Below are 26,300 nucleotides of genomic sequence, written 5' to 3' on the forward strand. Positions count from 1 at the left end.
AGTCCACATCCTTACATAAAAAACAATTTTTTCGTGCGAAATCAATTTAATTACTTTACCTATCATATGCCTATCTAATTTAGATGTGATTTTGAATACAAAAAAACTAGGATTCATTTCCTAGTTTTTTCGTGAAAAATTTTGTTATTTTAATACTTTTAACGTTAATAATTCTTCGTCTTCTGGACCTTGTACAGGTAATCCTGCTTCAATATTCTTTTTAATATAAACTAGATTTTCAAGTGTAATTTCTTCACCAGGTAAGAAGATTGGAATTCCAGGTGGATAAACCATTACAAATTCAGCAATAATTCTACCGACAGAATCCTCAAGTGGAACAGATTCTGTTTCTGAGTAAAATGCATCTCTAGGAGAAACTGCTAAATTTGGAATCGTTGGAATCTCGACGTTTAAATTTGTATTACGCTCTTGAATGTCAAATTCAGTTACTAATACTTCAAGTGCATGAATTAACTGCTGAATGTCTTCTTCGCTATCACCTGGTGTTAAAATGCAAAGCACATTATATAAATCAGACATTTCAACTTCAATATTAAATCGTTCCCTTAACCAAACTTCAACATCATGGCCAGTAATACCCAGTTTTTTTACGCTGATTAATAGTTTAGTAGGATCAAAGTTGAAAGTAGCCTCGTTACCAACTAAATCATAACCAGGACAATATAAGCCATTGATTGAATTAATTTTATTTCGTGCATTATTTGCTAGTCTAATCGTATTCGTTAATAATTCTTCACCAACAGTTGCTAATCTCTTTCTTGCAACATCTAGTGAAGCGAGCAATAAATAGGATGTAGAGGTAGTTGTTAGCATACTAAGTACAGATTGTACTCTGTGGACATTCACAATGCCTTCTCTTACATTTAAAATGGAACTTTGAGTCATAGAGCCACCAAGCTTATGAACGCTCGTAGCAGCCATGTCAGCCCCTGCTTGCATCGCAGAGATCGGTAATTCGTCATGGAAATGAATATGTACTCCGTGTGCTTCGTCAACTAATACGGCTAAACCATGTGAATGTGCCAAGTCAACAATGCTTTTTAAATCTGCTACAAAGCCAAAGTATGTAGGATTAATGACTAATACTGCTTTTGCATCAGGATTAGTTAAAATGGCCTCTTTCACTGCATTTGTCGTAATACCGTGTGAAATACCTAATTCACTATCAATTTCAGGATGAACAAAAATCGGTGTAGCACCTGAGAAGATGATTGCAGATAAAACAGATTTGTGGACATTTCTTGGAACGATAATTTTATCGCCAGGTCCACAAACACTCATTACCATAGTCATGATTGCACCACTAGTGCCTTGAACTGAAAAGAATGTGTGGTCAGCGCCAAAAGCTTTCGCTGCAAGATCTTGTGCTTGTTTTATTTTACCTTTTGGATGATGTAGATCATCTAAAGGAGCAATGTTGATTAAATCGATCGATAATGCATTATCACCAATAAACTCTCTAAATGTTGGATCCATTCCATTTCCTTTTTTATGTCCTGGAATATGGAATTGAATAGGGTTCTTCTTAGCATGTTCTAATAAAGAAGAAAATAACGGCGTTTCAATTTGTTTCATTTAACATACACCCCATTTAATGAATAATAGTGTTTTTCGGAAGTGGTATGTTTGTAAACAATTCAACTGTTTACTCTCATTAAGTTATAAACTGTCTTACCTTCATTTGAAAAACAAAAAGATTATATCATTCTATGAATTTTCTGTATAGAAAAATATTATAAAGGTATGAAATTTTATTCATCCGAATGAAATTATATCAATTTTGAAAATAAGAATGGAATTTAAAAAATGTGTTAAAATGGAATTAATTAGAAAATTGTAGGAGTGAAGTAAATGGATTACCAATACCCAATTTCATACGATTGGACAACAGATGAGACAATTGAGGTAATAAAGTTCTACACAGCAGTAGAAAAAGCGTATGAAAAGGGAATCGATCGTGAAGTGTTAATGGCTGCTTATAAACAGTTTAAGACAATCGTACCTAGTATTGCAGAAGAAAAAAAATTATGTAATGAGTTAGAGGAGATATCAGGCTATTCTGCGTACAGAGTTATGCAAAAAGCTAAAAAGAGTGCTCCTGGTGAAAAAATAAAAATGTAGTTTAAAATAAGTTAAGCGTTTTAGGCAAAATAGAGTAAGAAAAATTCTTAAGTTTAAAATAGAAGCCCATTAAAGGTTTTTTAGCTACCTTCAATGGGCTTTTTTTCTGTATGTATTGTTTAAAAAAATCAATTTCATATTCGTCCTGTCGAAAAATGTGTAAAGAATGGGCATAGACTTTTGTTTTTGACATATGTATAATTAAACAACACTTATATTAATTCAGTTTATACTAATTTTGTATAAAGGAATTAAAGTATTATAAGTTTCTATAATACGTTGGATTAGTTCTTCCTTTGTAAGTGTAATCGCTTCATCTTTTGCAATCGTAATACCACATAGGTATTCTGCTTTTTTTACATCATGAAATCTTTGGATACCTTTATTGAATTCATCTTTAGTCATTTTACCTTTTTGTATCACATCAGGCTTCATATGATCGTATGATACAACGAAATCTTTCGGAATCATTTTGTAAAGTTTATTTTTATTCTTTTCAAAATTAATGGCAATTGATTGTTTATTTGGACTTTCATAAATAATGCCAAAGAAAACAAACAGGTGAGTACCCCAAAGTCCAAATTGAAAATGAGGAAGCATCTTGTATCCACGATTATTTGTAGCAAAAGCAATCCAAGTATCTTTTGGAGGATTTACTGTACGACGAGCATGCTTAGCAATATGGCCAAAAAAGTTTTGATCAGTTTGTACATTTAAAAATGGTAATATTTCTTCTTCAATTTCTTTAAATTTTGGTTGAATTTCATTTTGTATAGCACTCATTCTAGTTTCTAATGTTGAGTCAGTTGTAAATATTTCAAAATCACTTTCTTGAAAAAAACTTTGAATCAATTTCTAAACCCCCTAGTTACATTATCTAATTAGTATACCATGTTTGTCCAAAACAAATGGGTAATATGTTTCTTCATAAAATAGTTACATTATAAGCTTAAATAACATATATTAGTAGCAAGATAAAAATCAGAAAATTTTGTTAATTAACTTTTACAATTTGTTTTGCCAACTTATATTCTATGGAGGGATAATGATGAGACAAGTGATTAATGCGTTAAAAAGAACTGATGCAGAAAAGAGAATTCCTGTACTTAGATTAGAATTAGATTACGAACTAGCTACACTATTCGATGCTATGACGGTCAATGATAATGAAGCAATGATTGAATCTAAGAAGAAATTAGAATTATTAAGATTAGAATTAATTCGTTTAGAAGCTTAGCGAATTTATTTACCGAACCTTTAAATAGGTTCGTTTTTCTGTGTGCTCTTCTTCGCCTTTAGCCCAATGGTCTATCGTATGCCCACCCTCCAAAAAAGTTCCTCATCATAAATAAAAATCATTTCATTAGGTTTTTTTAGGTTAAAATTGGTAAACTGAAAACAGGACCAAAATAATATAGATTTTTAGCACGTAGAGTTTGGAGTGTTTAATTATGAATGTAGACTGGAAAGAAATTGAACAATTCGCGAGGGATTTGCTCCAAGAGGCAGCAAAAAATATTAAAAGCTCTTTATACGACTCCATAACAATCAATACTAAATCAAACGAAAATGATTTAGTAACAAATAAAGACGAAGAAATTGAAAAATTTTTTTATGAAAAAATAAAAAAGAAATTTCCAAATCATTACTTATTAGGTGAAGAGGGTAAAGGTGATGAATTAGATCAAGTAACTGGAGTTGTATGGATTCTTGATCCAATCGATGGAACGATGAATTTTGTTCACCAAAAACGTAATTTTATGATTTCTTTAGGTATTTATGAAAATGGAATCGGTAAAATGGGGTTTATCTTGGATGTTATACATAATGAACTATATTTTGCAAAAAAGGGTGAAGGAGCTTATTTAAATGATCTTGAATTAACACCTTTGAAAAATGTAGTACTAGAAGAGTCTATTGTAGCTGTAAATGCTATTTGGTTAACTAAAAATCGTTATTTAAACCATGAAAAATTAAGTAAACTTGTTAGAAAAGTTAGAGGAAGTAGGTCATATGGTTCTGCCGCGATGGAAATGGTCTATGTGGCAATGGGAAGAGTAGATGCATACATCACCCCAAGATTATCTCCTTGGGATTTTGCTGCGGGTAAAATCATTGTTGAAGAACTAGGTGGAATATGTACTACCCTCAAAAATGAAAGCCTTTCAATTCTTAAAAAAAGCTCAGTGCTAGTAAGTAACGCTTCAATTCATAACGAATTACTAACTGATTATATCGAATTTCTACAAAAATAAAAAAAGAAGGTAAGTTTTGGTAACAACTTACCTTCTTTTTTTATGTGTAGACAGTGTTCAAAAAAAGAAGATTGGTTTATAATTTGCCTTCTCTTTTCATTTTAGCACGTAAAGAAAAACCATAACCAACTAATAATATTGAAATAATTAGTGAAATAACAGCTCCGATACTACTTTGTTCTGCTAGCATTATACCAACTAGAATTAAGAAAATTACAGATAAAGTAGCTACACAGAAAAGTCTAAATTTTATGCTAGACATGGTGAATCCTCCTGTTCATAATTCTTATTTTACTCTTTGTCGAATCAGATGTAAATTTGAAAAAATTAAATATTTACTAAATAATTATTAATAATTTATATTTTTGATTAAACATTTTCTTGATATATTTCCATGTGCATGTGCTATAATGTTTTAGTTAATAATGAAAACAGATGTGTAGACATTTTAGGAGTGAATATATTTTGAAAAAAAGAGAAGATTTACGCAATATAGCAATTATTGCGCACGTTGACCATGGGAAAACAACTTTAGTTGATGAGTTATTAAAACAATCAGGTACATTCCGTTCAAACGAAAACGTTAATGAACGTGCAATGGACTCTAATGATATAGAACGTGAACGTGGAATTACAATTTTAGCTAAAAACACTGCAATCCAATATGAAGGTAAACGTATTAACATCATGGATACTCCAGGGCACGCAGACTTTGGTGGAGAAGTAGAACGTATCATGAAAATGGTAGATGGTGTTCTTTTAGTTGTAGATGCATATGAAGGATGTATGCCACAAACTCGCTTTGTATTGAAAAAAGCTTTAGAACAACATTTAACACCAATCGTAGTAGTAAATAAAATCGACCGTGACTTCGCTCGTCCTGATGAAGTAGTTGACGAAGTAATCGATTTATTTATCGAATTAGGTGCAGATGAAGATCAATTAGAATTCCCAGTAGTATTCGCTTCAGCGATTAACGGAACTTCTAGCTTAGAATCTGATCCATCTAAACAAGAACCTAATATGAATGCTTTATTCGATACAATTATTGAGCATATTCCAGCTCCAATTGATAATAGTGAAGAGCCTTTACAATTCCAAGTAACATTATTAGACTACAATGACTATGTTGGACGTATCGGTATCGGACGTATTTTCCGTGGAACAATGCAAGTTGGTCAATCAGTTGCATTAATGAAACTTGATGGATCGGTTAAACAATTCCGTATTACAAAAATGTTTGGATTCATTGGATTAAAACGTATTGAAATCCAAGAAGCAAAAGCTGGTGACTTAGTAGCAGTATCTGGTATGGAAGATATTAACGTTGGTGAAACAGTATGTCCTGCTGAATACCAAGAAGCACTTCCAATCTTACGTATTGATGAGCCAACTCTTCAAATGACATTCTTAGTTAATAATTCACCTTTTGCAGGTCGTGAAGGTAAATTTGTAACTTCTCGTAAAATTGAGGAGAGATTATTACAAGAACTTCAAACAGACGTAAGTTTACGTGTAGAAAATACAGATTCTCCTGATGTATGGATCGTAAGTGGACGTGGGGAGCTTCACTTATCAATCCTAATTGAAAACATGCGTCGTGAAGGATATGAGCTTCAAGTTTCAAAACCAGAAGTTATCATTCGTGAGATTGACGGTGTAAGATGTGAGCCTGTTGAGCACGTTCAAATTGACATTCCAGAAGAATACACTGGTTCAATTATGGAATCAATGGGTGCACGTAAAGGTGAAATGAAAGATATGGTAAATAATGGTAACGGTCAAGTTCGTTTAACATTTATGGTGCCAGCTCGTGGATTAATTGGTTATACTACTGAGTTCTTAACATTAACTCGTGGTTATGGAATCATTAACCATTCATTCGATAGCTACCAACCAGCAATTCAAGGTCAAGTTGGTGGACGTCGTCAAGGTGTATTAGTATCAATGGAAACTGGTAAAGCTTCAACATATGGAATTATGGGTCTAGAAGACCGTGGTGTAATTTTCGTTGAGCCAGGAACAGATGTATATGATGGTATGATTGTTGGTGAACATAATCGTGATAATGATTTATCAGTAAACGTTGTTAAAGTTAAACACGCTACTAACATCCGATCAGCAAACAAAGACCAAACAACAACAATGAAAAAACCACGTATTATGACGCTTGAAGAATCATTAGAATACTTGAACGATGATGAGTACTGTGAAGTTACGCCAACATCAATTCGTTTACGTAAAAAACTTCTTGATAAAAATGAGCGTGAGCGTGCAGCGAAAAGAAAAAAATTCGCTGAACAAGACTAATTAAATTTTAAAATAATTATGATATAATAAAACCGACTAGAAAATAGTCGGTTTCATTTTTGTAGAAAAAGTAGCAAAAAATAATATTTAAGTGGATTTAAAAACTTATAGAAGTATTTAGTTTTATTATTTTATAGGGGGAAATGGATTTGGAAAAAGCTCCAAAGGGTTTTGAGTTTGTCATAACACAGTTAATAAATATAACTCATGATGTTCATCTTTCAATGTGGATCTTATATGGTCTAATTGTTGTATTAAGTATTGTGGTATACCATTTAGGTTTTGCAAAAAAATTGAGCATCCTTAAAAATTTGATCATTTATGTTTTACTTATGATCGGTTGTAGTTTCCTTACTTTCTTAGCTTTAAGGATCCCAATCGTGGAAGCATTACTAGCAAGTGTTTTCGTATTAGGTGTATATAAGATTCGTTTACATCAATCAAAAAAAAATAATGCTACTACATAATAGAGAGTTGGTATTAAGATGAAATCTGTTCAGGACGCTTTATATAATTGGCTAACAATAAAAGTAATATATGAAGGTAGACCTTCAGATGAAGCTGCTAAAGAGACTTATGAGATGTTTGATTCGATATTAAAAGACGATCATCAAGTATCGAATGTAAAAATAGAAAAAATGGAAGATTTTTATTTAATTACATTTACACAAGCAGAAAAAGAGCGTACTACGCGCTTTCCGATTGAAATGATTGATTGCTTTTTAGATCAAGTTAAAGTTAATCCAGAGAAATATTAAAAACCTAGAAATTAATCTAGGTTTTTTTGTTTAGTATTTTAGTTGATCAAATAAAGACCAATTCGCTTTTTTTTCAATATTACCACTCGTCATCGTCCTTTACAGGTTTTAAGAAACGGAAATTTCCAGTGGCAATTCTTTGTTCTGTTTTTATTTTAATTCGATCGTAACATTCAGAGCATGTATATGTATGGATAGGACGATTTCTTAATTTTTTTGCAATAGGTGATTCATCGCTAATCGATTCGCTTTTATCACAAATCATGCATTTAACTCTCATGTGAAATTTCTCTCCTTATATATGGAACTTAAGTTAACATAATTATAACAGGTTTTAGAATATATTTTTAGAAAACAATAGTTTTAGCAGGAAGTTTTCAAGTAAACTTTGAATTATATTAGTATACTCTTTATTTGAAGGAGATGAAATAGTGATGGCAAACAGTATTGAGAAAACATTATCACCAAGCTTATTTGAAGATTGTAATAAGGAAAAGATTGTTTTTTTAAGTACTTTTAACTCCGAAAAGAATTCACCTGTTACAAATGCAATATCTTGGATTGCTGCTTTAGACGAAAAGACGATTCGTTTTGCGGTAGATCAAAGATCAGCAATTATTTCTAATATCGAAGAAGTTGAAGGGGTATCATTAAGCTTATTCTCAAATGAAACAGTCTATAGTATTTCAGGGAATGCGAAAATTTTAACGAAGCAAATGCCTGGGATTCCATTAAAATTAGCGTGTATCGAAGTAGAAGTTAATGAAGTGAAAAATATATTGTTCTACGGGTCTAAAATAACAGTTGAGCCAGAATATGCAAAAACATATGATGAGAGAGCTGCAAAAAAATTAGATGTAGCAGTATTAAGTGGTCTTAGATCACTTGAGCTATAAACAGAAAAAATATTCTAAAGTAGAGAGAATTTCATATAATATATTAACGGTTCGTCCATTCTTCGACTAGTAACCATTTGTAAGACCATTCAATTTAGAATTAAAACTAATTATTCTAATCTGAGTTATTTTTAGTCAGGAGGTTAAGGATTGAGTAAAATATATGTTCTCGACACCAATGTACTACTGCAAGACCCACTAGCAATCTTTTCATTTGAAGATAATGAAGTAGTTGTACCAGCTGTTGTCTTAGAGGAAGTAGATTCAAAGAAGAGATATATGGATGAAGTTGGTCGTAATGCTAGGTATGTATCCAAACTAATTGATAGCTTTCGAGAACTAGGGAAATTACATGAAAGTATTCCTCTTGAAAATGGTGGTTCGTTTAGAATTGAATTAAATCATCGCTCATTTCAACAATTGCAAGAAATCTTTGTTGAAAAAACGAACGATAATCGCATTTTAGCTGTTGCAAAAAACTTATCACTTGAAGAAGAAGCAAAAGAAAGCGGAAAAACAGTCATTTTAGTTAGTAAAGATACACTAGTTCGTGTAAAAGCGGATGCATTGAATTTATTAGCTGAAGATTATTTAAGTGATCGAGTAGTGGAAGTTGATCATATTTATACCGGCTATTTAGAGTATTACATAAATACTGATTTATTAAACAAGTTTTACGAAAAAACCGAACTTCCTGTTTCAGATATAGCAAACCATCCATTTTATCCTAATCAATTTATCGTATTAAAGGATGCTCTTGGTGGTAAAAGCTCAGCTCTTGGAGTTGTTGATAAAACGGGTACAAAAATTAAGAAATTTGTTTTCTCAAATGAACATATTTGGGGCATAAGGCCAAGAAATGCACAACAGTCCATGGCTTTAGAATTACTACTTCGAGACGATATACCATTAGTCACATTAATTGGTAAAGCAGGTACCGGAAAAACTTTATTAGCTTTAGCAGCAGGTTTAATGCAAAGTGAGGACCTTCAAAGCTATAAAAAGTTATTAGTTGCTAGACCGATTGTTCCAGTTGGCAAAGATCTTGGCTACTTACCAGGTGAAAAAGATGAAAAACTCCGTCCTTGGATGCAACCGATTTATGATAATTTAGAATATCTATTTAATACGAAAAAACCTGGAGAACTAGATGCTATATTAGCTGGAATGGGCTCAATTGAAGTAGAAGCTTTGACTTATATAAGAGGTAGAAGTATTCCAGAGCAATTTATTATAATAGATGAAGCACAAAACCTAACTAGACATGAGGTAAAAACAATTTTAACTCGTGTTGGTGATAAGAGTAAAATTGTATTAATGGGAGATCCAGAACAAATTGATCATCCATATTTAGATGAATACAACAATGGATTAACTTATGTAGTTGAAAAATTTAAAGATCAAAAAATAAGTGGGCATGTAAAATTAATAAAAGGTGAACGATCATCAATAGCCCAACTTGCAGCGGATATATTGTAATAATTAAAGTTTATAAAAAGGAACATCTTACAAAAAATCAATCAGTAAGATGTTCCTTAGCATTTAACTAGAAAATAATTTTTTTTATTGATGTAATTGGTGTTTCTTTATTTGTTCCATCAACAAAATATAAGTGTACTGGCCCATCTTCAAGGATTCTCTTACCATTGTATGAAAAGGCTAAATAGCTTTCATATACAGTTTCAAAAGGTAAATTTATAATTTCACCTTCTGTTTCGATTGTAACTTTTGAATCACGATTTTTCGGTTTACTATTGTCTATAAAATAAGAAAATGGCATTGCATAAGATTCCTTAAGCCATTCTTTTTTTTGAGTAGCGAATAAAGGACTATTATCTACCTTTGCACCTTCAACAATTTCACGATCCCAATGCTTTGAAACGCTTTTAGTGTATTGCTCAAGTTCATCAACTTTTTTCAAATCTCCAGCTAATAAACTCTCTAACTTAACCTTTCTCTCATCAAAAATCCAAACACTTGGATCAATCGTTAAAGGAAACTCCACGTTACCAGTTAATTGAAAAACATCGCTCATCCTAAAACAAACTCCTTCTATGTACAAATTCTACCTATAGTGTACGACTATTTTAACTAAAAAGACAAACAATTGAACAAAATTAACACTATTTTTTATGCATTCACATTAAAGCGTTCTTTAATTTATTTGTAATTAGATTTTTAATTAAATCAACTGGCAAACATGAGAAAAGTATAGTTGTAAAAAATTGCTTTTCTAAACTACATATTTGCAAAACTTTTGATTTAAGTTGATTTTTCCTTAAAAGAACTATAATATTAAATAGATAGCTTGTACGGAAGCGGAGGGAGAAAATTGAGGTCTGATGCTGTAACAGATTACAAAGATAAAGCATTTGAATTATTAAAAAAAGATGCTGAAAAAATATTAAAATTAATTAATGTGCAACTTGATCATTTAACGATGCCACAATGCCCTCTATATGAAGAGGTTTTAGATACTCAAATGTTTGGATTATCAAGGGAGATTGATTTTGCTTCTCGTTTAGGATTAATTGAAGCAGAACAAGGTAAAGACCTTCTTTCTGAACTTGAGCGTCAATTATCTGCTTTACATGAAGCGTTTACAGATCAAAAGAATAAATAATGATTAAAAACAAAAGTTCAAACAAAAATGTTTGAGCTTTTTTTTGTGAATTTTTTTATTGTTATCAGTAATAAATCTATTAATCTATGTTACAATATTTTTATTTAAAAAGGGAATTTAGTAAAAATAGTTGAATACATAAAGTATAATTAATCAAAGCAGGGATGATTAAATAATGTTAAAAAAATATTTGAAAAATATTGATTATATGATATTAGTTCCATTATTAGTGTTATGTTTATTTGGATTAATTATGGTATACAGCGCAAGCTCACCATTACCATCTATTCGTTATCAAAGTGAGCATTGGCCAAGTGACTACTTCTTTCATAAGCAATTAATCGCCTTTGAAGTAGGGATGTTTGCATTTGTTTTTTTAATGTTTTTACCTGCTACTTTCTTTAGAAAAAGAATTGCCTTGATATTAAATATAACAGTAAGTTTAGGATTACTTGTTGCAGTTCTACTTTTTGGTGAAGTTCGTAATAATGCAAAAAGCTGGGTATTTGGAATTCAACCAGCCGAGTTAATTAAATTAGGATCAATCATTCTTTTAGCAGGATGGTATTCGAAAAGACAAAAACGAATTACAAAAAACTGGAAAATGCTATTTGCTCCATGGAGTATAGTAGCTATTTATATCATCTTATTGAGACTACAACCTGATACAGGTACGGCTATTTTAATAATAGGTGCTTGTGCTGTCGTTTCATTTTGTAGTGGTTTTATTGTTAAGCGATTAATTCTACTATTTCTTTGTGGGATCGTCTTACTATATCCATTAGTTAGTATTTGTATCAGTTTAGGAATCGGGTTAACCGATGTACAAGTTAATCGATTCTTAGCATTCCGAAATCCTTTTGACTATGCTCAAGGAATTGGATTTCAAATTGTAAATTCACTAATCGCATTTGCTAATGGTGGCTTTACAGGAGTTGGATTAGGAAAAAGTATTCAAAAACTAGGTTACTTACCTGAGCCTCATACTGACTTTATTCTAGCAATAATCGGTGAAGAGACAGGTTTAATAGGCGTAATTGTAGTTATTTTATGTATATTTATTATTGTTTGGCGAGGATTGTTAATAGCTCATCGATCAAATGATTCGTTTGATTCATTATTAGCTACAGGTATTAGTGCAATCATCGTCATTCAATCATTTGTAAATATTGGAGGGGTTACTTCGTTAATTCCACTTACGGGTGTTCCGTTGCCTTTTGTTAGTTATGGGGGAACTTCATTAATCGTTATGCTTTCCATGATTGGTATTTTAATGAATATTTCAATACGAAATAAGATTCATAAAGAAACTTTATAAAATCTTCAAAAACGCATTTTGAAAAAAGTTTATTCTTAATTTATTGATAATTATCTTTCATACATACAGGAGGCTTACTAATGACTTACACGAAACAGATTAAAAAAGTTCTTGTTGCTAACCGAGGCGAAATTGCCATTCGAGTATTTCGAGCTTGTACAGAGTTAGGAATTAGAACAGTTGGTATTTATTCTAAAGAAGATGAAGGGTCATATCACCGTTATAAAGCTGACGAAGCATACATAGTTGGTAAAGGTAAAAAGCCAATTGATGCTTATCTAGATATTGAAGGTATTATTGAAATTGCAAAGAAAAACAATGTAGATGCTATACATCCAGGATATGGATTCTTATCAGAAAATATTAAATTTGCCGAGAGATGTGAAGAAGAGGGCATTATTTTTATTGGGCCACATTCAAGGCACTTAGATATGTTTGGAGATAAGATTAAAGCAAAGCAGCAAGCTCTTCAAGCTAATTTGCCAATCATTCCAGGGAGCGATGGTCCAGTAAATTCACTGGATGATGTAAAGGAATTTGGTGAAACTTATGGATTCCCGATTATTATTAAAGCTGCTCTAGGTGGTGGCGGTCGTGGGATGAGGATTGTCCGTACGAATGCAGGCTTAAAAGACGCATTCGAGCGAGCTAAGTCCGAAGCAAAAGCTGCTTTTGGGAATGATGAAGTTTATGTTGAGAAATATATTGAAAATCCAAAGCATATTGAAGTTCAAATATTAGGGGATCACCAAGGGAATATCATTCATTTGTTTGAACGCGATTGTTCAATTCAACGAAGACATCAAAAATTAGTTGAAGTCGCACCATGTACTTCGATTAGTGAAGATTTAAGAAATAGAATTTGTGATGCAGCTGTTCAATTGATGAAAGAAATAGAATATGTAAATGCTGGTACAGTCGAATTTTTAGTTTCCGGTAATGATTTTTATTTTATTGAGGTAAACCCTCGTGTACAAGTTGAACATACGATTACTGAAATGATTACAGGCATTGATATTGTTCAAACACAAATCTTAATTGCTCAAGGTAATAGTTTACATAGTGATAAAGTAGGTATTCCATTACAAGATGAGATTCCAAGAATTGGTTTTGCGATTCAAGCACGTGTAACAACTGAGGATCCGTTAAATAATTTTATGCCTGATACAGGAAAAATTATGGCATATCGTTCAGGTGGAGGCTTTGGTGTAAGGTTAGACACAGGTAACAGCTTCCAAGGTGCGGTCATTACACCTTACTATGATTCATTATTAGTTAAAGTAACGACTCATGCATTAACATTCGAAGGTGCAATTGCGAAGTTAAATCGAAATTTAAAAGAATTCCGTATTCGTGGTATTAAAACAAATATTCCATTTTTAGAAAATGTTACAACACATCCAGATTTCTTGTCTGGTGAGTATAATACTTCATTTGTAGATTCATCTCCGGAATTATTTGTTTTTGCCAAAAGAAGAGACCGTGGAACAAAATTATTGAACTATATTGGAAATGTAACAGTGAATGGATTTCCAGGTATATCGGTGAAAGAAAAACCAGCTTTTGATGAAATAATTATTCCAAATGTAAAGCATATTAGCAGTGCAGAAAGTGGAACTAAACAATTACTAGATAAATTGGGCGCAGATGAATTTTCGAAGTGGTTAAAAAATCAACCTAATGTTTTATTTACAGACACTACGTTTAGGGATGCACACCAGTCTCTTTTAGCAACGAGAATTCGTTCTAAAGATCTAACTACAGTGGCAGAACAGACGTCAAAATTATTACCTAACTTATTCTCTATGGAAATGTGGGGCGGAGCGACTTTTGATGTAGCGTATCGTTTCTTAAATGAAGATCCATGGGAAAGATTATTAAATTTAAGAGAACTAGTTCCTAATGTATTATTCCAAATGCTTTTACGTGGATCAAATGCAGTTGGATATAAAAATTACCCTGATAATCTTGTTAAAAAGTTTATTGAAGCATCGGCTCAGGCTGGAATCGATGTATTTAGAATATTTGATAGTCTAAATTGGATTAAAGGAATGGAAGTTGCAATTGATGCTGTAAGAGACAGCGGAAAGCTTGCTGAGGCATCGATTTGTTACACTGGAGATATATTAGACCCAACTAGAACAAAATATAATTTGGCGTATTATAAAGAGCTTGCAAAGGATTTAGAATCAGCTGGTGCACATATTTTAGCTATTAAAGATATGGCTGGCTTATTAAAACCTCAAGCTGCCTATACGTTAATTAGTGAATTGAAAGATACTGTAGATTTACCAATCCACTTACATACTCATGATACAAGTGGAAATGGATTATACACATATGTAAAAGCAATAGAAGCGGGTGTAGATGTTGTAGACATCGCAATTGGTAGTATGTCTGGATTAACGTCTCAACCAAGTGCAAACAGTTTATATTATGCGCTAAAAGATTCAAACAACGAGACGAACTTAAATATAAACGGCCTAGAGCAGTTATCAACCTACTGGGAAGGCGTTCGTAAGTATTATAGTAGTTTTGAAAGTGGTATGGTTTCACCACATACAGAAGTTTATCAACATGAAATGCCAGGTGGTCAGTATTCTAACTTAAAACAACAAGCTAAAGGTGTTGGTTTAGGTGACCGATTTGAAGAAGTTAAAGATATGTATGGTAGAGTAAATCAACTATTTGGAGATGTCGTTAAAGTAACACCATCTTCTAAAGTAGTTGGAGATATGGCACTGTTTATGGTTCAAAATAATTTAGATGAAGATTCTGTATATGAAAAAGGAGAAAATATCGATTTTCCTGATTCAGTAATAGAGTTTTTTGAAGGAAAATTAGGACAACCTCATGGTGGATTTCCAAAGAGTTTACAAAGGATCATTTTAAAAGGTAGAAAGCCATTAACAGAAAGAGCTGGAGAGACATTAAAGCCGATCGATTTTAAAGATGTTGAGGAGTATTTGTTCAAGACATTAAATCGTCAGGTTACTAATTTTGATATTTTAGCTTATTGCCTATATCCTAAAGTATATATGGATTATCAAAAAAATGTAGACAGCTATGGTGATTTATCTGTCCTTGATACACCTACTTTCTTCCATGGAATGAAATTAGATGAAGAGATTAAAGTAGATATTGAACGTGGTAAAACACTGATTGTAAAACTTGTCTCGATTGGTCAAGCTCAACCAGATGGAACAAGAGTTATATACTTTGAATTAAATGGTCAACCGCGAGAAATAGTCGTTAAAGATTACTCTGTTAAATCTACTGTCGTTCAAAAAAGAAAAGGGGACACTAGTAACCCAAACCATATTAACGCAACAATGCCAGGTACTGTCTTAAATGTACTTGTTAAAAAGGGAGAAGTAGTTGAAAAAGGTCAAACTTTAGCTATTACTGAAGCGATGAAAATGGAAACTACAGTCCAATCTCCGTTTACTGGTGTTATTAGAGACATTCTAATTACGTCAGGAGAAAGTATTTCTACAGGCGATTTACTAATAGAACTAGAGCAAAGATAAAAAGTAAAGGATGATCGCGTAGTTAGAGTAGTATAAAAACGCAAATGCAACTCAACTACGCGAGCATTTTAAACGCTAAAAAAAGGTATTTCTTCTACAATTAAGTGGAAGAAATACCTTTTTTTAGGAGATATTTTTATTTTGAAGTAACTCGGAATTTGAGCTTTTACTTCTTGTGCAAACTAAACATTGGAAACTAAAAATCGCAAACAAGCACGAAATTAAACTAGCATGTGTTAAAGCAACATAAATGTTTAAGTTTGTAAAAATGATAAACGCTCCACAAATTACTTGAAGTGTAACAAGAATTACAGATACAAACCAACCAAAATAAATGCCACGTTCATTACGATAGTATTTATAAGCATGTACAAATGCAATAATTATCCAAACGAATAATAGAAAAGCCGCAAACCGATGTCCCATCTGAACCCATTCATGAACTTGTGTTGGAATACCATTGTTTGCTTTGCTACATAATGGCCAGCTAGGGCAAGCTAAGCTTGCATTTTCGTGACGAACAAGAGCACCTGTGTAAACTACTAAGTATGAATAAATCCATAAACCGTAAGTATGAAATTTCATTGTTTTTCCGACATAAAAAGAATTTTTTTGGTAATTACGGTCGCGTTCAAAAATTAATAATGTTAACATGACTACAGCAGCAAAACAAATTAAAGAAATACCAAAATGGATTGCTTTTACAGCTGGGACTTGACCCCATACAACTGCAGCAGCACCGATTAATGCTTGAGCAATTAGAAAAATACAAGAAATGATTGCTAAAAACTTTGTTTCTCTTTTATGAGGAATGACAATCCAAGCAAGCACTGCTAGTAATAAAACAAATATCCCGGCAAGGCCTGACGCTGCACGATGAGATAATTCAATGACAGTTTGAATAGTTAAATGATCAGGAATGATTTGACCTTTACACAGAGGCCAGGATTTTCCACATCCGAGTCCAGAATTAGTCTTTGTTACGAGTGCACCACCTAATAAAACAATTAAAAGAATAAATGAGGTTATTAACGATACCCCTTTTAAAACACGTAGCAAGTACATCCACCTACTTTTATAAAATAATAATAATTTTAAAGATTAATTATTAAAAAAATTATTCTGCAAATAATACTTCTATATCATATAAGATTACGACATAAAATTCAAAGGGAACCTTCATATTTAGACATAATATTTGTTTTTTCTTAACTTTGGATGTATTCATTTTAAAAATATAGAAATAATTAATTTTATAATTAAATAGTATTTAGTATTGAAAAGCTAGACTGTTTACGATAAAATTTTTTTGAAACGTACACAATTTGTTCATATATTAATCACAAAAATTTCATTATATTTAGTTTAATAGAAGTATGTCTAAATTAAAAACTCATTATGAACCATTAAAAAATGGGTATGAATAAATGAAGTTTTGTAAAAAAAGAGGAGGATTGACTTGGAACAATTAGCTAATAATGTTTCTAATAACGAAGAAACTAATAATCCTTCTAGTTCACTAAAGAAAGATTTACTTTCTTTAATGAAAATAGGGATCGTAAACTCTAATATACTGACAACTTTTACAGGTATCTGGTTAGCTATCCAAATAAATGGATTAGATATATTAGATTCTTTACCAAAAGCAATTATTACTGTAATTGGTTCATCACTTATTATTGCAGGATCATGTGTAATCAATAACTATATTGATCGTGATATTGATCCATACATGGAGAGAACTAAAAACAGACCAACTGTAACTGGTAATATTAAACCAAGCGTTACAATTTCGATTGGTATTCTTTTATTAATTGTGGGCTTTACATTTATGGCTTTCACAACCTTAATGGCTGTTGTATATGCATTTATTGGTGCATTTACATATATCGTACTATACACTCTTTGGACGAAACGTAATTACACGTTAAACACAGTAGTAGGCAGTATATCTGGTGCAGCACCCCCATTAATTGGATGGGCAGCAATCGATGCGAATTTGCATCCTATTGCTTGGATGCTGTTTTTAATCATGTTTATATGGCAACCACCGCATTTTTTAGCACTTGCGATGAGACGTTCTGAAGAATATAAAAGAGCGGGAATTCCAATGCTACCAGTGGTTTACGGATTTGAAATGACGAAACGTCAAGTGATGATTTGGGTATTATGTTTATTACCATTGCCATTTTACATGCAAGCTCTAGGTTTACCATTTATTATTTTTGCAACAATATTGAATATTGGATGGGTTATTTTAGGATTATATTGTTATAAACAAAAGGATGATAAAAAGTTCTCTAAACTGATGTTTATATACTCCATTAACTATTTAACTCTTCTATATATGTCAATGATTGTGTTTACAATTTCGTTTTAATTAGGGGTATTACGGGGGATTTTTTTATTGTTTGTTTAATCTTATTTTAAATAAGAATGAAACACTTTAAATTGAAAGAGGGGGAAGTATACTTATGAAACATTGGCGATTAGTCTCGCTAATTTCCTTGATAACAGTTATTTTGAGTGCATGTGGAAATGCAAATCAATCTACACTGAATCCTCAAGGTGAAGTAGCAAAAATGCAATACGATCTTATGAAGCTAAGTACGTTGATCATGGTATTCGTTGTTGCTGTTGTAACAGTTCTTTTCCTTTACGTAATCGTGAAATATCGTTACCGTAAAGATCAAGAGAATATTATTCCAAAGCAAGTAGAAGGTAGCCATACTTTAGAGCTTCTTTGGACGATTATTCCTGTTATTTTACTTATCGTATTAGCAGTACCAACAGTGTCACAAACGTTTAAGCTTTCGGATGAGAAGCAAATAGCAAAAGATGAGAAGAAAAAGGATGCAATTGTAATTAATGTAAATGCTCATCTTTTCTGGTGGGAATTCGAGTATCCGAATCAAAAAATTGTGACTTCACAAGACATGATTATCCCAGTTGGTAAAAAAGTTATCTTAAACCTTAAAGGTCAAGATATCAAACACTCATTCTGGGTTCCAGCATTAGCAGGTAAAATTGATACAAACGTTGAAGGTGAAAACAAAATGTGGCTTTCAGCGGATAAAGAAGGTACATATAATGGATTCTGTGCAGAGTTTTGTGGTCCTTCACATTCATTAATGCAATTTAAAGTAAAAGCAGTAAGTGAAGCTGACTATGATACGTGGTTAGCAGATATGAAAAATCAAAAAGGTCAAGCTGTAACAGCTGAAGCTCAAGAAGGTGAAAAAATCTTCAAACAAAGCTGTATTGGTTGTCATGCTGCAGATGCAAATGATACAAGACCACCTGCTGCAAGACTTGCTCCAAACTTAGCTAACTTCGGTGATCGTGATATGGTTGCTGGTATTGCTAAAAATAATGAAGCTAACTTAAAAAAATGGTTAACTAATCCAGAAGCTATGAAGCCAGGTAACCTAATGACAGGTAAATATGGTGATTTATCATCTGATGAGATTGATGCATTAACTGCATACTTAACTAGCTTAAAAATTGCAAAATAATTTAATGGATATGAAGTAAAGGGGGTAATACTGTGAGTTCTGTAGCGAAAAAGAAACCACTATTGTGGGACTACTTAACGACAGTCGACCATAAGAAAATTGCCATCCTGTATTTAATTGCAGGCGGATTCTTTTTCTTAGTTGGTGGAATGGAAGCGTTATTTATTCGTATACAATTAATAAAGCCAGACAACACCTTTTTAGTTGGTGACGCTTACAACCAAGTATTAACAATGCATGGTACAACAATGATTTTCTTAGCGGCGATGCCGTTGATCTTTGCATTCTTTAACGCGGTAGTACCTTTACAAATTGGTGCCCGTGACGTAGCATTCCCGTTTTTAAATTCCTTAGGTTTTTGGTTATTTTTCTTCGGAGGAGTTTTCTTAAACTTAAGTTGGTTCTTAGGTGGTGCACCTGATGCAGGTTGGACATCATATGCAACATTAGCTCTACAAAGTAAATCACATGGTGTAGACTTCTACTTATTAGGTCTACAGGTTTCAGGTATTGGTACATTAGCCGGTGGTATTAACTTCTTAGCAACGATTATTAACATGCGTGCTCCAGGGTTAACTTACATGCGTATGCCACTATTTACATGGACAGTATTTGTAACATCAGCACTTATTTTATTTGCGTTCCCGGCATTAACAATCGGGTTAGCGTTATTAATGTTTGACCGCCTATTTGGAACAGCATTCTTTGATGCATCTTTAGGTGGAAACTCAATGATCTTTGAACATTTATTCTGGATTTTCGGACATCCAGAGGTATACATTCTTGTATTACCAGCTTTTGGTATCTTCTCAGATATCATCCCGGCATTTTCTAAGAAAAGATTATTCGGATATTCTTCAATGGTATTCGCTACAGTATTAATTGGTTTCTTAGGATTCATGGTTTGGGCTCACCACATGTTTACTGATGGTCTTGGTGCAGTAGCAAACGCAATCTTCGCAGTTGCAACAATGGCAATTGCAGTACCTACAGGGGTTAAAATCTTTAACTGGTTATTAACGATGTGGGGCGGACAAATTCGTTTTACAACGCCAATGCTTTGGTCTGTAGCATTTATCCCATCGTTCGTACTTGGTGGGGTAACAGGTATCATGAACGCAGCAGCTCCTGCTGACTATCAATTCCATGATAGTTATTTCGTAGTAGCTCACTTCCACTACGTTATCGTAGGTGGTGTAGTATTTGGTATCTTTGCTGGTGCACATTATTGGTGGCCAAAAATGTTTGGTAAAATGCTAAATGAAAAATTAGGTAAACTTACGTTCTTCTTATTCTTTATCGGTTTCCATTTAACATTCTTTATCCAACATTTCTTAGGATTAATGGGTATGCCTCGTCGTTACTTTACATATTTACCAGGACAAGGCTTAGATACAGGTAACTTAATTAGTACTTGTGGAGCAATGTTCATGGCAGTTGCGACAATCGTTTTATTAATCAATGTTATTTATACAGCATTTAAAGGTGAAAAAGCAGAAGCAGATGCATGGGGTGTAGGTCGTACACTTGAATGGTCAATCTCTTCTCCAGCACCAGAATATAACTTTGCACAAATTCCATATGTACGTGGATTAGATGCTTTATGGGTAGAAAAAATGGAAGGAGACGGCAAAATGACACCTGCTGAACCATTAGGTGATATTCATATGCCAAACTCATCTATTTTACCGTTTATCATGTCAATGGGCTTATTCATTGCTTCATTTGGTGCGATGTATAATGACCAACTTAAAAACCATACAGCAGTTGGTGTACTAATTCTTGGATTAGTAATCACATTCGGATCTATGTTCTTACGTTCATGGATTGATGATCATGGATATCATATCCATAAAGAAGACTTAGCTGATGAGGGGGTTAAGGCATAATGGAAATGAATCAAAAATTTACAGCTGAAACGTTTCCTCATAACCCTGAAAAAGCTACAGAAGAAGGTAAAAATAAGTTCTTAGCATTCTGGCTATTTCTTGGTGGAGAAACTGTATTATTCGCATCATTATTTGGTACTTTCTTAGCATTAAGAAACTCTACTGCTGGTGGAGCAAGTGCTGCAGAAATGTTCGAACCAAAATTAGTATTCATTGCTACAATGTTACTTTTAACATCTTCTCTTACAAGTGTTTATGCTATGTATCACATGAAAAATTTTGAACACAAAAAGATGATGTTATGGTTAGGAATTACAGTTTTATTAGGTCTAGGATTTTTATTATTAGAAATTTACGAATTTAAACACTATATGCACGAATATCATTTTACAATTAAGAGTAGTGCATTTGGTTCTTCATTCTATACATTAGTAGGTACTCATGGTGCTCACGTATTTGTTGGTTTACTATGGATCACTACTTTAATGCTTCGAAACGCTGGAAGAGGTTTAAATTTATTCAACGCTCCTAAGTTTTATGTTGCTAGTTTATACTGGCACTTCATCGACGTTGTATGGATTTTCATCTTTACAGTAGTATACTTAATGGGAATGGTGGGATAAGGAAATGGGTGCAAATACAAACTCTCATCAAAGAAATCAAGTTGAACTGAAGTATCACCGTCGTAAACATGCTGAAGAAATGAAACATCAATTAATTTCTTTCGCATTAATGATTATATTAACGCTTGCATCATTTGCAGCAGTAATTTACCGTGAACATATGGATCCATATTTCACAGTTCCATTTATTTTAGTTTTAGCTGTAGTACAATTAGTGTTCCAACTTTATTATTTCATGCATATGAAAAATAAAGGACATAGCGTACCTGCATTCTTCTTATATTCAGGAGTTACAGTTGCTGCAATTACACTATTAACATTCTTAACATTAATCTGGTTATGATGTGAAAAGGGAAGTGAATTTTATTCACTTCCTTTTTTTTATAGTGTATCTTGCATATGAAAAATCTGTAAGCTGCTAATCCCATATGTTCATTCTTATCTGTTACGTTGTTACATAACAACTTACAGTCAGCCAAATGTCCATTTCAACTACATTTTTATTCGTATAAGAATGATTTGTGGAAGAAAACTATAAAGAAGACATAAATTTAATCCGTTTTGGTTGAACAGTAAAATGGAAAGGATGATTCAATGATGGATATGGATATTCCTAAAGATGATGATATTGAAATGGAAGAAAAAGTGGATTTAAGTGGGAGTATTGATAAATTAACAGAGCATATCGTTTGGGGCACACAAGGTTTCTTAGATATACCAGATCAAGGCAAGATGTATAAGAAAAGATATTTAGGAAATCGATTTAAATCGTGAAAATGATGATTGAGAAGATCTGTAAGGTATAAAAGTAGGAAAAGGAAATAGTACCTTTGTAACTTAGGGGATATTTTCAAAGTGTTAAAAAATGAGCTTGTCAACTACGCCAAATTTTGGTCGATTTCCACTAAAACCTGTTATGAGGAAGTACCTTTCTATTTTTCACTGGTTAACTTCCTCGTGAACCTGTTAAGAGGAAGAACCTTTCAATTTTTCACTGGTATACTTCCTCATGAACCAGTTAAGAGGAAGAACCATTCAAAATTTCGCTGGTATATTTCCTCATGAACCTGTAAAGAGAAGAACCATTCAAAATTTCGCTGGTATACTTCCTCATGAATCTGTTAAGAGGAAGAACCATTCAAATTTTGGCTAGTTTACTCCATTATGTACCGATCAAAAGTTGCGTAACTGCAGCTTTTTTTCATTTCAAAATGATATTAACTATGACACAAACTCGTTAAAGTGATAGAGTAAAATGAAAAAAGGATATTTAGGCGGTGATATATTCATGAAACATCTGCTTCCTAGTATAGAAGATTTGATGAAAACAAATTTTACTTTGCACTCTAATATGGAAAATAATAATGAAGCAGCATATATATTTAATCAGCATCATAGTGATGTCTGGATGTTAACGAAAAATGAGTATCTTTATTTTAAAGATAAAAACATTGAATTTTATTGGAAAAAAGCAGGTATTATCAATGAAAAAGCAGCTATTCAAGACGTGATTCAAGAAATACAAACATCAGAAGTTGTCGTTTTAACAGATGAAGAAGGTGAAATTAAAGGCTATATTACTTCTTGTGATTTAGTTTCTAAAGTGTTTGAATCTTATCAATATATAGAGGCCTATTTTAAATCGATGATTGATACAATGGATGCTTCAGTCTCGATTGTAGATGAAGCTGGAAAAACTGTAGTTTGGACTCAAGGTGCTGAAAAAATCTTTTCAATTCCTAAAGAAGAAATTATTGGGAATAACATGGAGGATTTTTTTCCAAAAGATATGTTATTAAATAAAGTTACAATGGCGACAGGTCAATCTTTTCGCCATAAACAACATAAACCGCGTGAAGATCTATTTGTTATGATTAATAGCAGTCCAATCTTTATCAACAATCGAATTGTTGGTGCAGTTGCTGCTGAAACTGACATTACGAGTCAAGTGATGATGAATCAAGAACTTTTGAATGCTTCCTCCAAAATTTTTCATTTGCAGAAGGAAGTTTCAAGACTGCAATTATCTCCCGATTCTTTTCAACAAATTAAAGGCTCAAGCCAATTGATGAAAGAAACAGTTTCATTATCTAGGAAAATGTCTGAAACGAATGCGAATATTTTATTACTTGGTGAAACTGGTGTCGGGAAAGAAGTCTTTGCAAAAGCGATTCATTTTTATCGTGGGTCATCTTCTCCATTCATTGCTGTAAATTGTGGCGCGATAACACCATCATTGTTTGAGAGTGAATTTTTTGGCTATGAAAAAGGAGCATTCTCTGGTGCGGATGTAAAAGGTAAAAAAGGAAAACTAGAGCTGGCGTATGGAGGAACACTTTTTCTAGACGAAATAGGTGACTTACCGTTGGATATGCAAGTAAAGTTACTTAGAGTATTGCAAGATAAAACGTTTTATCGTGTTGGAGGTACAAAGCAGCTAACAGCTCAATGCCGAATCATTGCAGCTACAAATAAGGATTTAGAGGCAATGGTTGAAGCGAATACTTTTCGAGAAGACTTATACTACCGTCTTAACATTTTATCGATTACGATTCCACCATTAAGAGAACGAAAAGAAGACATAATGGGACTCCTTCATCAATTTATCTATGAGTTTTCAATATTATACAATCGAACGATTAAAATCGTTGATCCAGAGGTAACTTCTACCTTATTACAATACAATTGGCCAGGAAATGTTCGAGAGATGAGGAATGTTATTGAACGATTAGTATTACTTTCGAAACAAGGAACCATCTCTAGTGAAGCCTTACCGCCAAAGCTATTAAAATCTACAGTGTTATCGCCTGGTTACGATGACTCCTTGCAAGATGATCTAAAGGATTTTGAAAGAAATAAAATCATTGAAGTCATTCAAACAGTGAAAGGGAACAAACAAGCGGCAGCAAAGAAACTAGGAATATCTCGAGCTACTTTATACAATAAAATGAAAAAATTAAACATAGAGCTATAAAAACTAAAAGCCTAACGACTAAATTAGTCCAGAAGAGTTTAAAACTCCTGGGCTGATTTAGAATCTTCCTAAAATCCGTATATAGGGATCATTAATAAATGCTATTTTTTTTCATACCCCTCGGCCTCAAATCACAACTGTCTAAATATATAGACACTTTATACTGAACAGTGTCTAAAAAATTCTACATTATTTTCCAATCAATTCTCTAAATAATATATATTAATATTGGCACAAAACTTGCTTCTATACTTCATGTCTAATTAACCATCTATTAAAGGGGAAATGAACATGAACGATCGATTGCAAGAAGTACAAACATTTATACAAAAACAAGGTATTCCAGGTGGCTTGGTTACATCACGCCATAATATTTTTTATTTGTCTAATTTTGATTACAATCCACACGAACGATTGATAGGTATTTTTGTCTTCCCAAATGATGAACCCATTATTATTACACCAGCAATGGAAGTTCCAATGATAAAGGAAGCAGGCTGGAAACACTCAATCTTAAGTTACACAGATTCCGATCACCCGTGGGAACTTGTTGGTCACTTGATTGAAAATAGAAACAAAATGAAAAAATTTGCAGTTGAGAAACATGATATCTCTTATTTTTACATTGAAAAACTGCAACAGATTTTTGGTGAAGTAGAGTTTGCATCACTAGATTCTATCCTTACTGAAATGCGTCTAGTAAAAGATGCTAATGAAATTGAAATATTACGGGAAGCCGCTGCGTTTGCTGATTATGGGGTAAAAGTTGGTATAAAAGCATTAAAAGATGGTATTACAGAACTTGAAGTTGTAGGAAAAATTGAATTTGAATTAAAGAAAAAAGGGATTAAAGAAATGTCATTCTCTCCCATTGTTTTGTTTGGCCAAAATTCAAGTAACCCTCATGGAGCTTCAGGGGGCAATAAGTTAAAAAAAGGAGATACAGCCTTATTTGATTTAGGAGTGAAATATAAGGGGTATTGCTCTGATATCACAAGAACAGTCATGTATGGTCATCCTAATAACGAACTAGTTAGAATCTATCAGACAGTTTTACAGGCTAATCTTGAGGGGCTGGAAGCTTCTCAACCTGGAACAAGGATTGGTGATGTAGATCTCTTTGGAAGACGTGTTATTCAGGCAGCTGGCTACGGTGATTTTTTTCCTCATCGAATCGGACATGGTCTAGGAATTGACATTCATGAGGCACCTTCTATAAATGATGTTAATGATGGGTTACTGAAATCAGGCATGGTCATTACAATTGAACCTGGGATTTATCATCCTAACCTCGGTGGTATTCGAATCGAAGACGATGTAGTCATAACGGATAGTGGGTATGAAGTATTAACGAAGTTTCCAAAAGAATTAATGATTGTAGAAGATTAATCGAAGTTGTTAAGGCATGTGAGAATGGAGATGAACATTTTCCATTCTTATAAGCTATTCATTATTATATAAATACTA

The 26,300-nt window shown here is 32.8% G+C and carries 25 protein-coding genes; 19 read left to right on the forward strand and 6 right to left on the reverse strand.

The annotated features are described in order from the left end of the window. Nucleotides 1–144 precede the first annotated feature (144 nt). Complete coding sequence (locus ACSBO6_RS06535; protein ID WP_098846984.1) at nt 145–1,596, reverse strand: aminotransferase class I/II-fold pyridoxal phosphate-dependent enzyme; 1,452 nt, start codon at nt 1,594–1,596, stop codon at nt 145–147. 276 nt (nt 1,597–1,872) lie between these two features. Between ACSBO6_RS06535 and ACSBO6_RS06540 the strand changes: the two genes are divergently transcribed. Then, nucleotides 1,873–2,142, forward strand: a complete 270-nt coding sequence (locus ACSBO6_RS06540) for a UPF0223 family protein (protein ID WP_098846985.1) — start codon at nt 1,873–1,875, stop codon at nt 2,140–2,142. Nucleotides 2,143–2,364: 222 nt separating this feature from the next. Here ACSBO6_RS06540 and ACSBO6_RS06545 read toward each other — a convergent pair whose 3' ends face one another. Beyond that, nucleotides 2,365–2,994: a YktB family protein gene (locus ACSBO6_RS06545; RefSeq protein ID WP_098846986.1), complete on the reverse strand. Its 630-nt coding sequence runs from the start codon at nt 2,992–2,994 to the stop codon at nt 2,365–2,367. A gap of 196 nt (nt 2,995–3,190) precedes the next feature. Between ACSBO6_RS06545 and ACSBO6_RS06550 the strand changes: the two genes are divergently transcribed. Together ACSBO6_RS06550 and ACSBO6_RS06555 are read left to right on the forward strand one after the other, a co-directional pair. After that, entirely contained in the window at nt 3,191–3,379 is a 189-nt protein-coding gene (locus ACSBO6_RS06550; protein ID WP_056468536.1) for a YkzI domain-containing protein, read from the forward strand. A gap of 214 nt (nt 3,380–3,593) precedes the next feature. Continuing rightward, complete coding sequence (locus tag ACSBO6_RS06555) at nt 3,594–4,397, forward strand: inositol monophosphatase family protein (protein WP_098846987.1); 804 nt, start codon at nt 3,594–3,596, stop codon at nt 4,395–4,397. 76 nt (nt 4,398–4,473) lie between these two features. Here the strand turns inward: ACSBO6_RS06555 and ACSBO6_RS06560 are convergent, their stop codons facing one another. Then, complete coding sequence (locus tag ACSBO6_RS06560; protein ID WP_098846988.1) at nt 4,474–4,659, reverse strand: DUF5325 family protein; 186 nt, start codon at nt 4,657–4,659, stop codon at nt 4,474–4,476. Nucleotides 4,660–4,862: 203 nt separating this feature from the next. Between ACSBO6_RS06560 and typA the strand changes: the two genes are divergently transcribed. From typA to ACSBO6_RS06575, 3 genes are all read left to right on the forward strand, one after another. After that, the gene (gene typA, locus ACSBO6_RS06565) at nt 4,863–6,707 is read left to right on the forward strand and encodes a translational GTPase TypA (protein ID WP_498844390.1); all 1,845 of its coding nucleotides are present in this window, start codon (nt 4,863–4,865) and stop codon (nt 6,705–6,707) included. 149 nt (nt 6,708–6,856) lie between these two features. Further along, the gene (locus ACSBO6_RS06570; protein ID WP_353616073.1) at nt 6,857–7,174 is read left to right on the forward strand and encodes a YlaH-like family protein; all 318 of its coding nucleotides are present in this window, start codon (nt 6,857–6,859) and stop codon (nt 7,172–7,174) included. Between the two features lie 18 nt (nt 7,175–7,192). Beyond that, nucleotides 7,193–7,465: a hypothetical protein gene (locus ACSBO6_RS06575; RefSeq protein WP_098846990.1), complete on the forward strand. Its 273-nt coding sequence runs from the start codon at nt 7,193–7,195 to the stop codon at nt 7,463–7,465. Between the two features lie 79 nt (nt 7,466–7,544). On the opposite strand, the gene ACSBO6_RS06580 is transcribed toward ACSBO6_RS06575, so the two are convergent. Further along, a complete protein-coding gene (locus tag ACSBO6_RS06580; RefSeq protein ID WP_098846991.1) occupies nt 7,545–7,745 on the reverse strand; it encodes a YlaI family protein in 201 nt (66 codons plus the stop codon). A gap of 154 nt (nt 7,746–7,899) precedes the next feature. Between ACSBO6_RS06580 and ACSBO6_RS06585 the strand changes: the two genes are divergently transcribed. Together ACSBO6_RS06585 and ACSBO6_RS06590 are read left to right on the forward strand one after the other, a co-directional pair. Continuing rightward, nucleotides 7,900–8,361, forward strand: a complete 462-nt coding sequence (locus tag ACSBO6_RS06585) for a pyridoxamine 5'-phosphate oxidase family protein (RefSeq protein WP_098847031.1) — start codon at nt 7,900–7,902, stop codon at nt 8,359–8,361. Between the two features lie 150 nt (nt 8,362–8,511). Next, nucleotides 8,512–9,840, forward strand: a complete 1,329-nt coding sequence (locus ACSBO6_RS06590; RefSeq protein ID WP_056468520.1) for a PhoH family protein — start codon at nt 8,512–8,514, stop codon at nt 9,838–9,840. Nucleotides 9,841–9,907: 67 nt separating this feature from the next. On the opposite strand, the gene ACSBO6_RS06595 is transcribed toward ACSBO6_RS06590, so the two are convergent. After that, a complete protein-coding gene (locus ACSBO6_RS06595) occupies nt 9,908–10,396 on the reverse strand; it encodes a hypothetical protein (RefSeq protein WP_098846992.1) in 489 nt (162 codons plus the stop codon). A 297-nt stretch (nt 10,397–10,693) separates the two neighbouring features. On the opposite strand from ACSBO6_RS06595, the gene ACSBO6_RS06600 reads away from it, so the two are divergent. The 3 genes from ACSBO6_RS06600 (at nt 10,694) to pyc (ending at nt 15,832) form a co-directional block, all read left to right on the forward strand. Continuing rightward, nucleotides 10,694–10,984: an Fpa/YlaN family protein gene (locus ACSBO6_RS06600; RefSeq protein WP_098846993.1), complete on the forward strand. Its 291-nt coding sequence runs from the start codon at nt 10,694–10,696 to the stop codon at nt 10,982–10,984. Nucleotides 10,985–11,159: 175 nt separating this feature from the next. After that, the gene (locus ACSBO6_RS06605) at nt 11,160–12,302 is read left to right on the forward strand and encodes an FtsW/RodA/SpoVE family cell cycle protein (RefSeq protein ID WP_098846994.1); all 1,143 of its coding nucleotides are present in this window, start codon (nt 11,160–11,162) and stop codon (nt 12,300–12,302) included. 80 nt (nt 12,303–12,382) lie between these two features. Then, the gene (pyc, locus tag ACSBO6_RS06610) at nt 12,383–15,832 is read left to right on the forward strand and encodes a pyruvate carboxylase (protein ID WP_498844391.1); all 3,450 of its coding nucleotides are present in this window, start codon (nt 12,383–12,385) and stop codon (nt 15,830–15,832) included. Nucleotides 15,833–15,955: 123 nt separating this feature from the next. Here the strand turns inward: pyc and ACSBO6_RS06615 are convergent, their stop codons facing one another. Next, nucleotides 15,956–16,891 (reverse strand): COX15/CtaA family protein, encoded by a 936-nt coding sequence (locus ACSBO6_RS06615; protein WP_098846996.1) that lies wholly within the window; start codon nt 16,889–16,891, stop codon nt 15,956–15,958. A gap of 400 nt (nt 16,892–17,291) precedes the next feature. Here ACSBO6_RS06615 and cyoE point away from each other — a divergent pair, with 400 nt between their 5' ends. The 8 genes from cyoE to ACSBO6_RS06655 all read left to right on the forward strand — a co-directional run bounded on the left by cyoE (nt 17,292) and on the right by ACSBO6_RS06655 (nt 26,222). After that, nucleotides 17,292–18,212, forward strand: coding sequence for a heme o synthase (cyoE, locus tag ACSBO6_RS06620; RefSeq protein ID WP_098846997.1), 921 nt, complete (start codon nt 17,292–17,294; stop codon nt 18,210–18,212). Between the two features lie 94 nt (nt 18,213–18,306). Next, nucleotides 18,307–19,347, forward strand: a complete 1,041-nt coding sequence (coxB, locus tag ACSBO6_RS06625) for a cytochrome c oxidase subunit II (protein WP_098846998.1) — start codon at nt 18,307–18,309, stop codon at nt 19,345–19,347. Between the two features lie 32 nt (nt 19,348–19,379). Next, nucleotides 19,380–21,236, forward strand: a complete 1,857-nt coding sequence (ctaD, locus tag ACSBO6_RS06630; protein ID WP_098846999.1) for a cytochrome c oxidase subunit I — start codon at nt 19,380–19,382, stop codon at nt 21,234–21,236. After that, the gene (gene ctaE / locus ACSBO6_RS06635; protein ID WP_098847000.1) at nt 21,236–21,859 is read left to right on the forward strand and encodes a cytochrome c oxidase subunit III; all 624 of its coding nucleotides are present in this window, start codon (nt 21,236–21,238) and stop codon (nt 21,857–21,859) included. The genes ctaD and ctaE overlap by 1 nt, the downstream gene beginning before the upstream one ends. A 4-nt stretch (nt 21,860–21,863) precedes the next feature. Further along, nucleotides 21,864–22,202, forward strand: coding sequence for a cytochrome c oxidase subunit IVB (ctaF, locus tag ACSBO6_RS06640; protein ID WP_098847001.1), 339 nt, complete (start codon nt 21,864–21,866; stop codon nt 22,200–22,202). Between the two features lie 251 nt (nt 22,203–22,453). Then, nucleotides 22,454–22,633 (forward strand): hypothetical protein, encoded by a 180-nt coding sequence (locus tag ACSBO6_RS06645; RefSeq protein WP_180232975.1) that lies wholly within the window; start codon nt 22,454–22,456, stop codon nt 22,631–22,633. 514 nt (nt 22,634–23,147) lie between these two features. Continuing rightward, complete coding sequence (locus tag ACSBO6_RS06650; protein WP_498844392.1) at nt 23,148–24,833, forward strand: sigma-54 interaction domain-containing protein; 1,686 nt, start codon at nt 23,148–23,150, stop codon at nt 24,831–24,833. 291 nt (nt 24,834–25,124) lie between these two features. After that, entirely contained in the window at nt 25,125–26,222 is a 1,098-nt protein-coding gene (locus ACSBO6_RS06655; protein ID WP_498844393.1) for a M24 family metallopeptidase, read from the forward strand. Nucleotides 26,223–26,300 lie beyond the last annotated feature (78 nt).

The organism is Bacillus sp. AL-1R (assembly GCF_052180195.1).
GTDB lineage: Bacteria > Bacillota > Bacilli > Bacillales > Bacillaceae_G > Gottfriedia.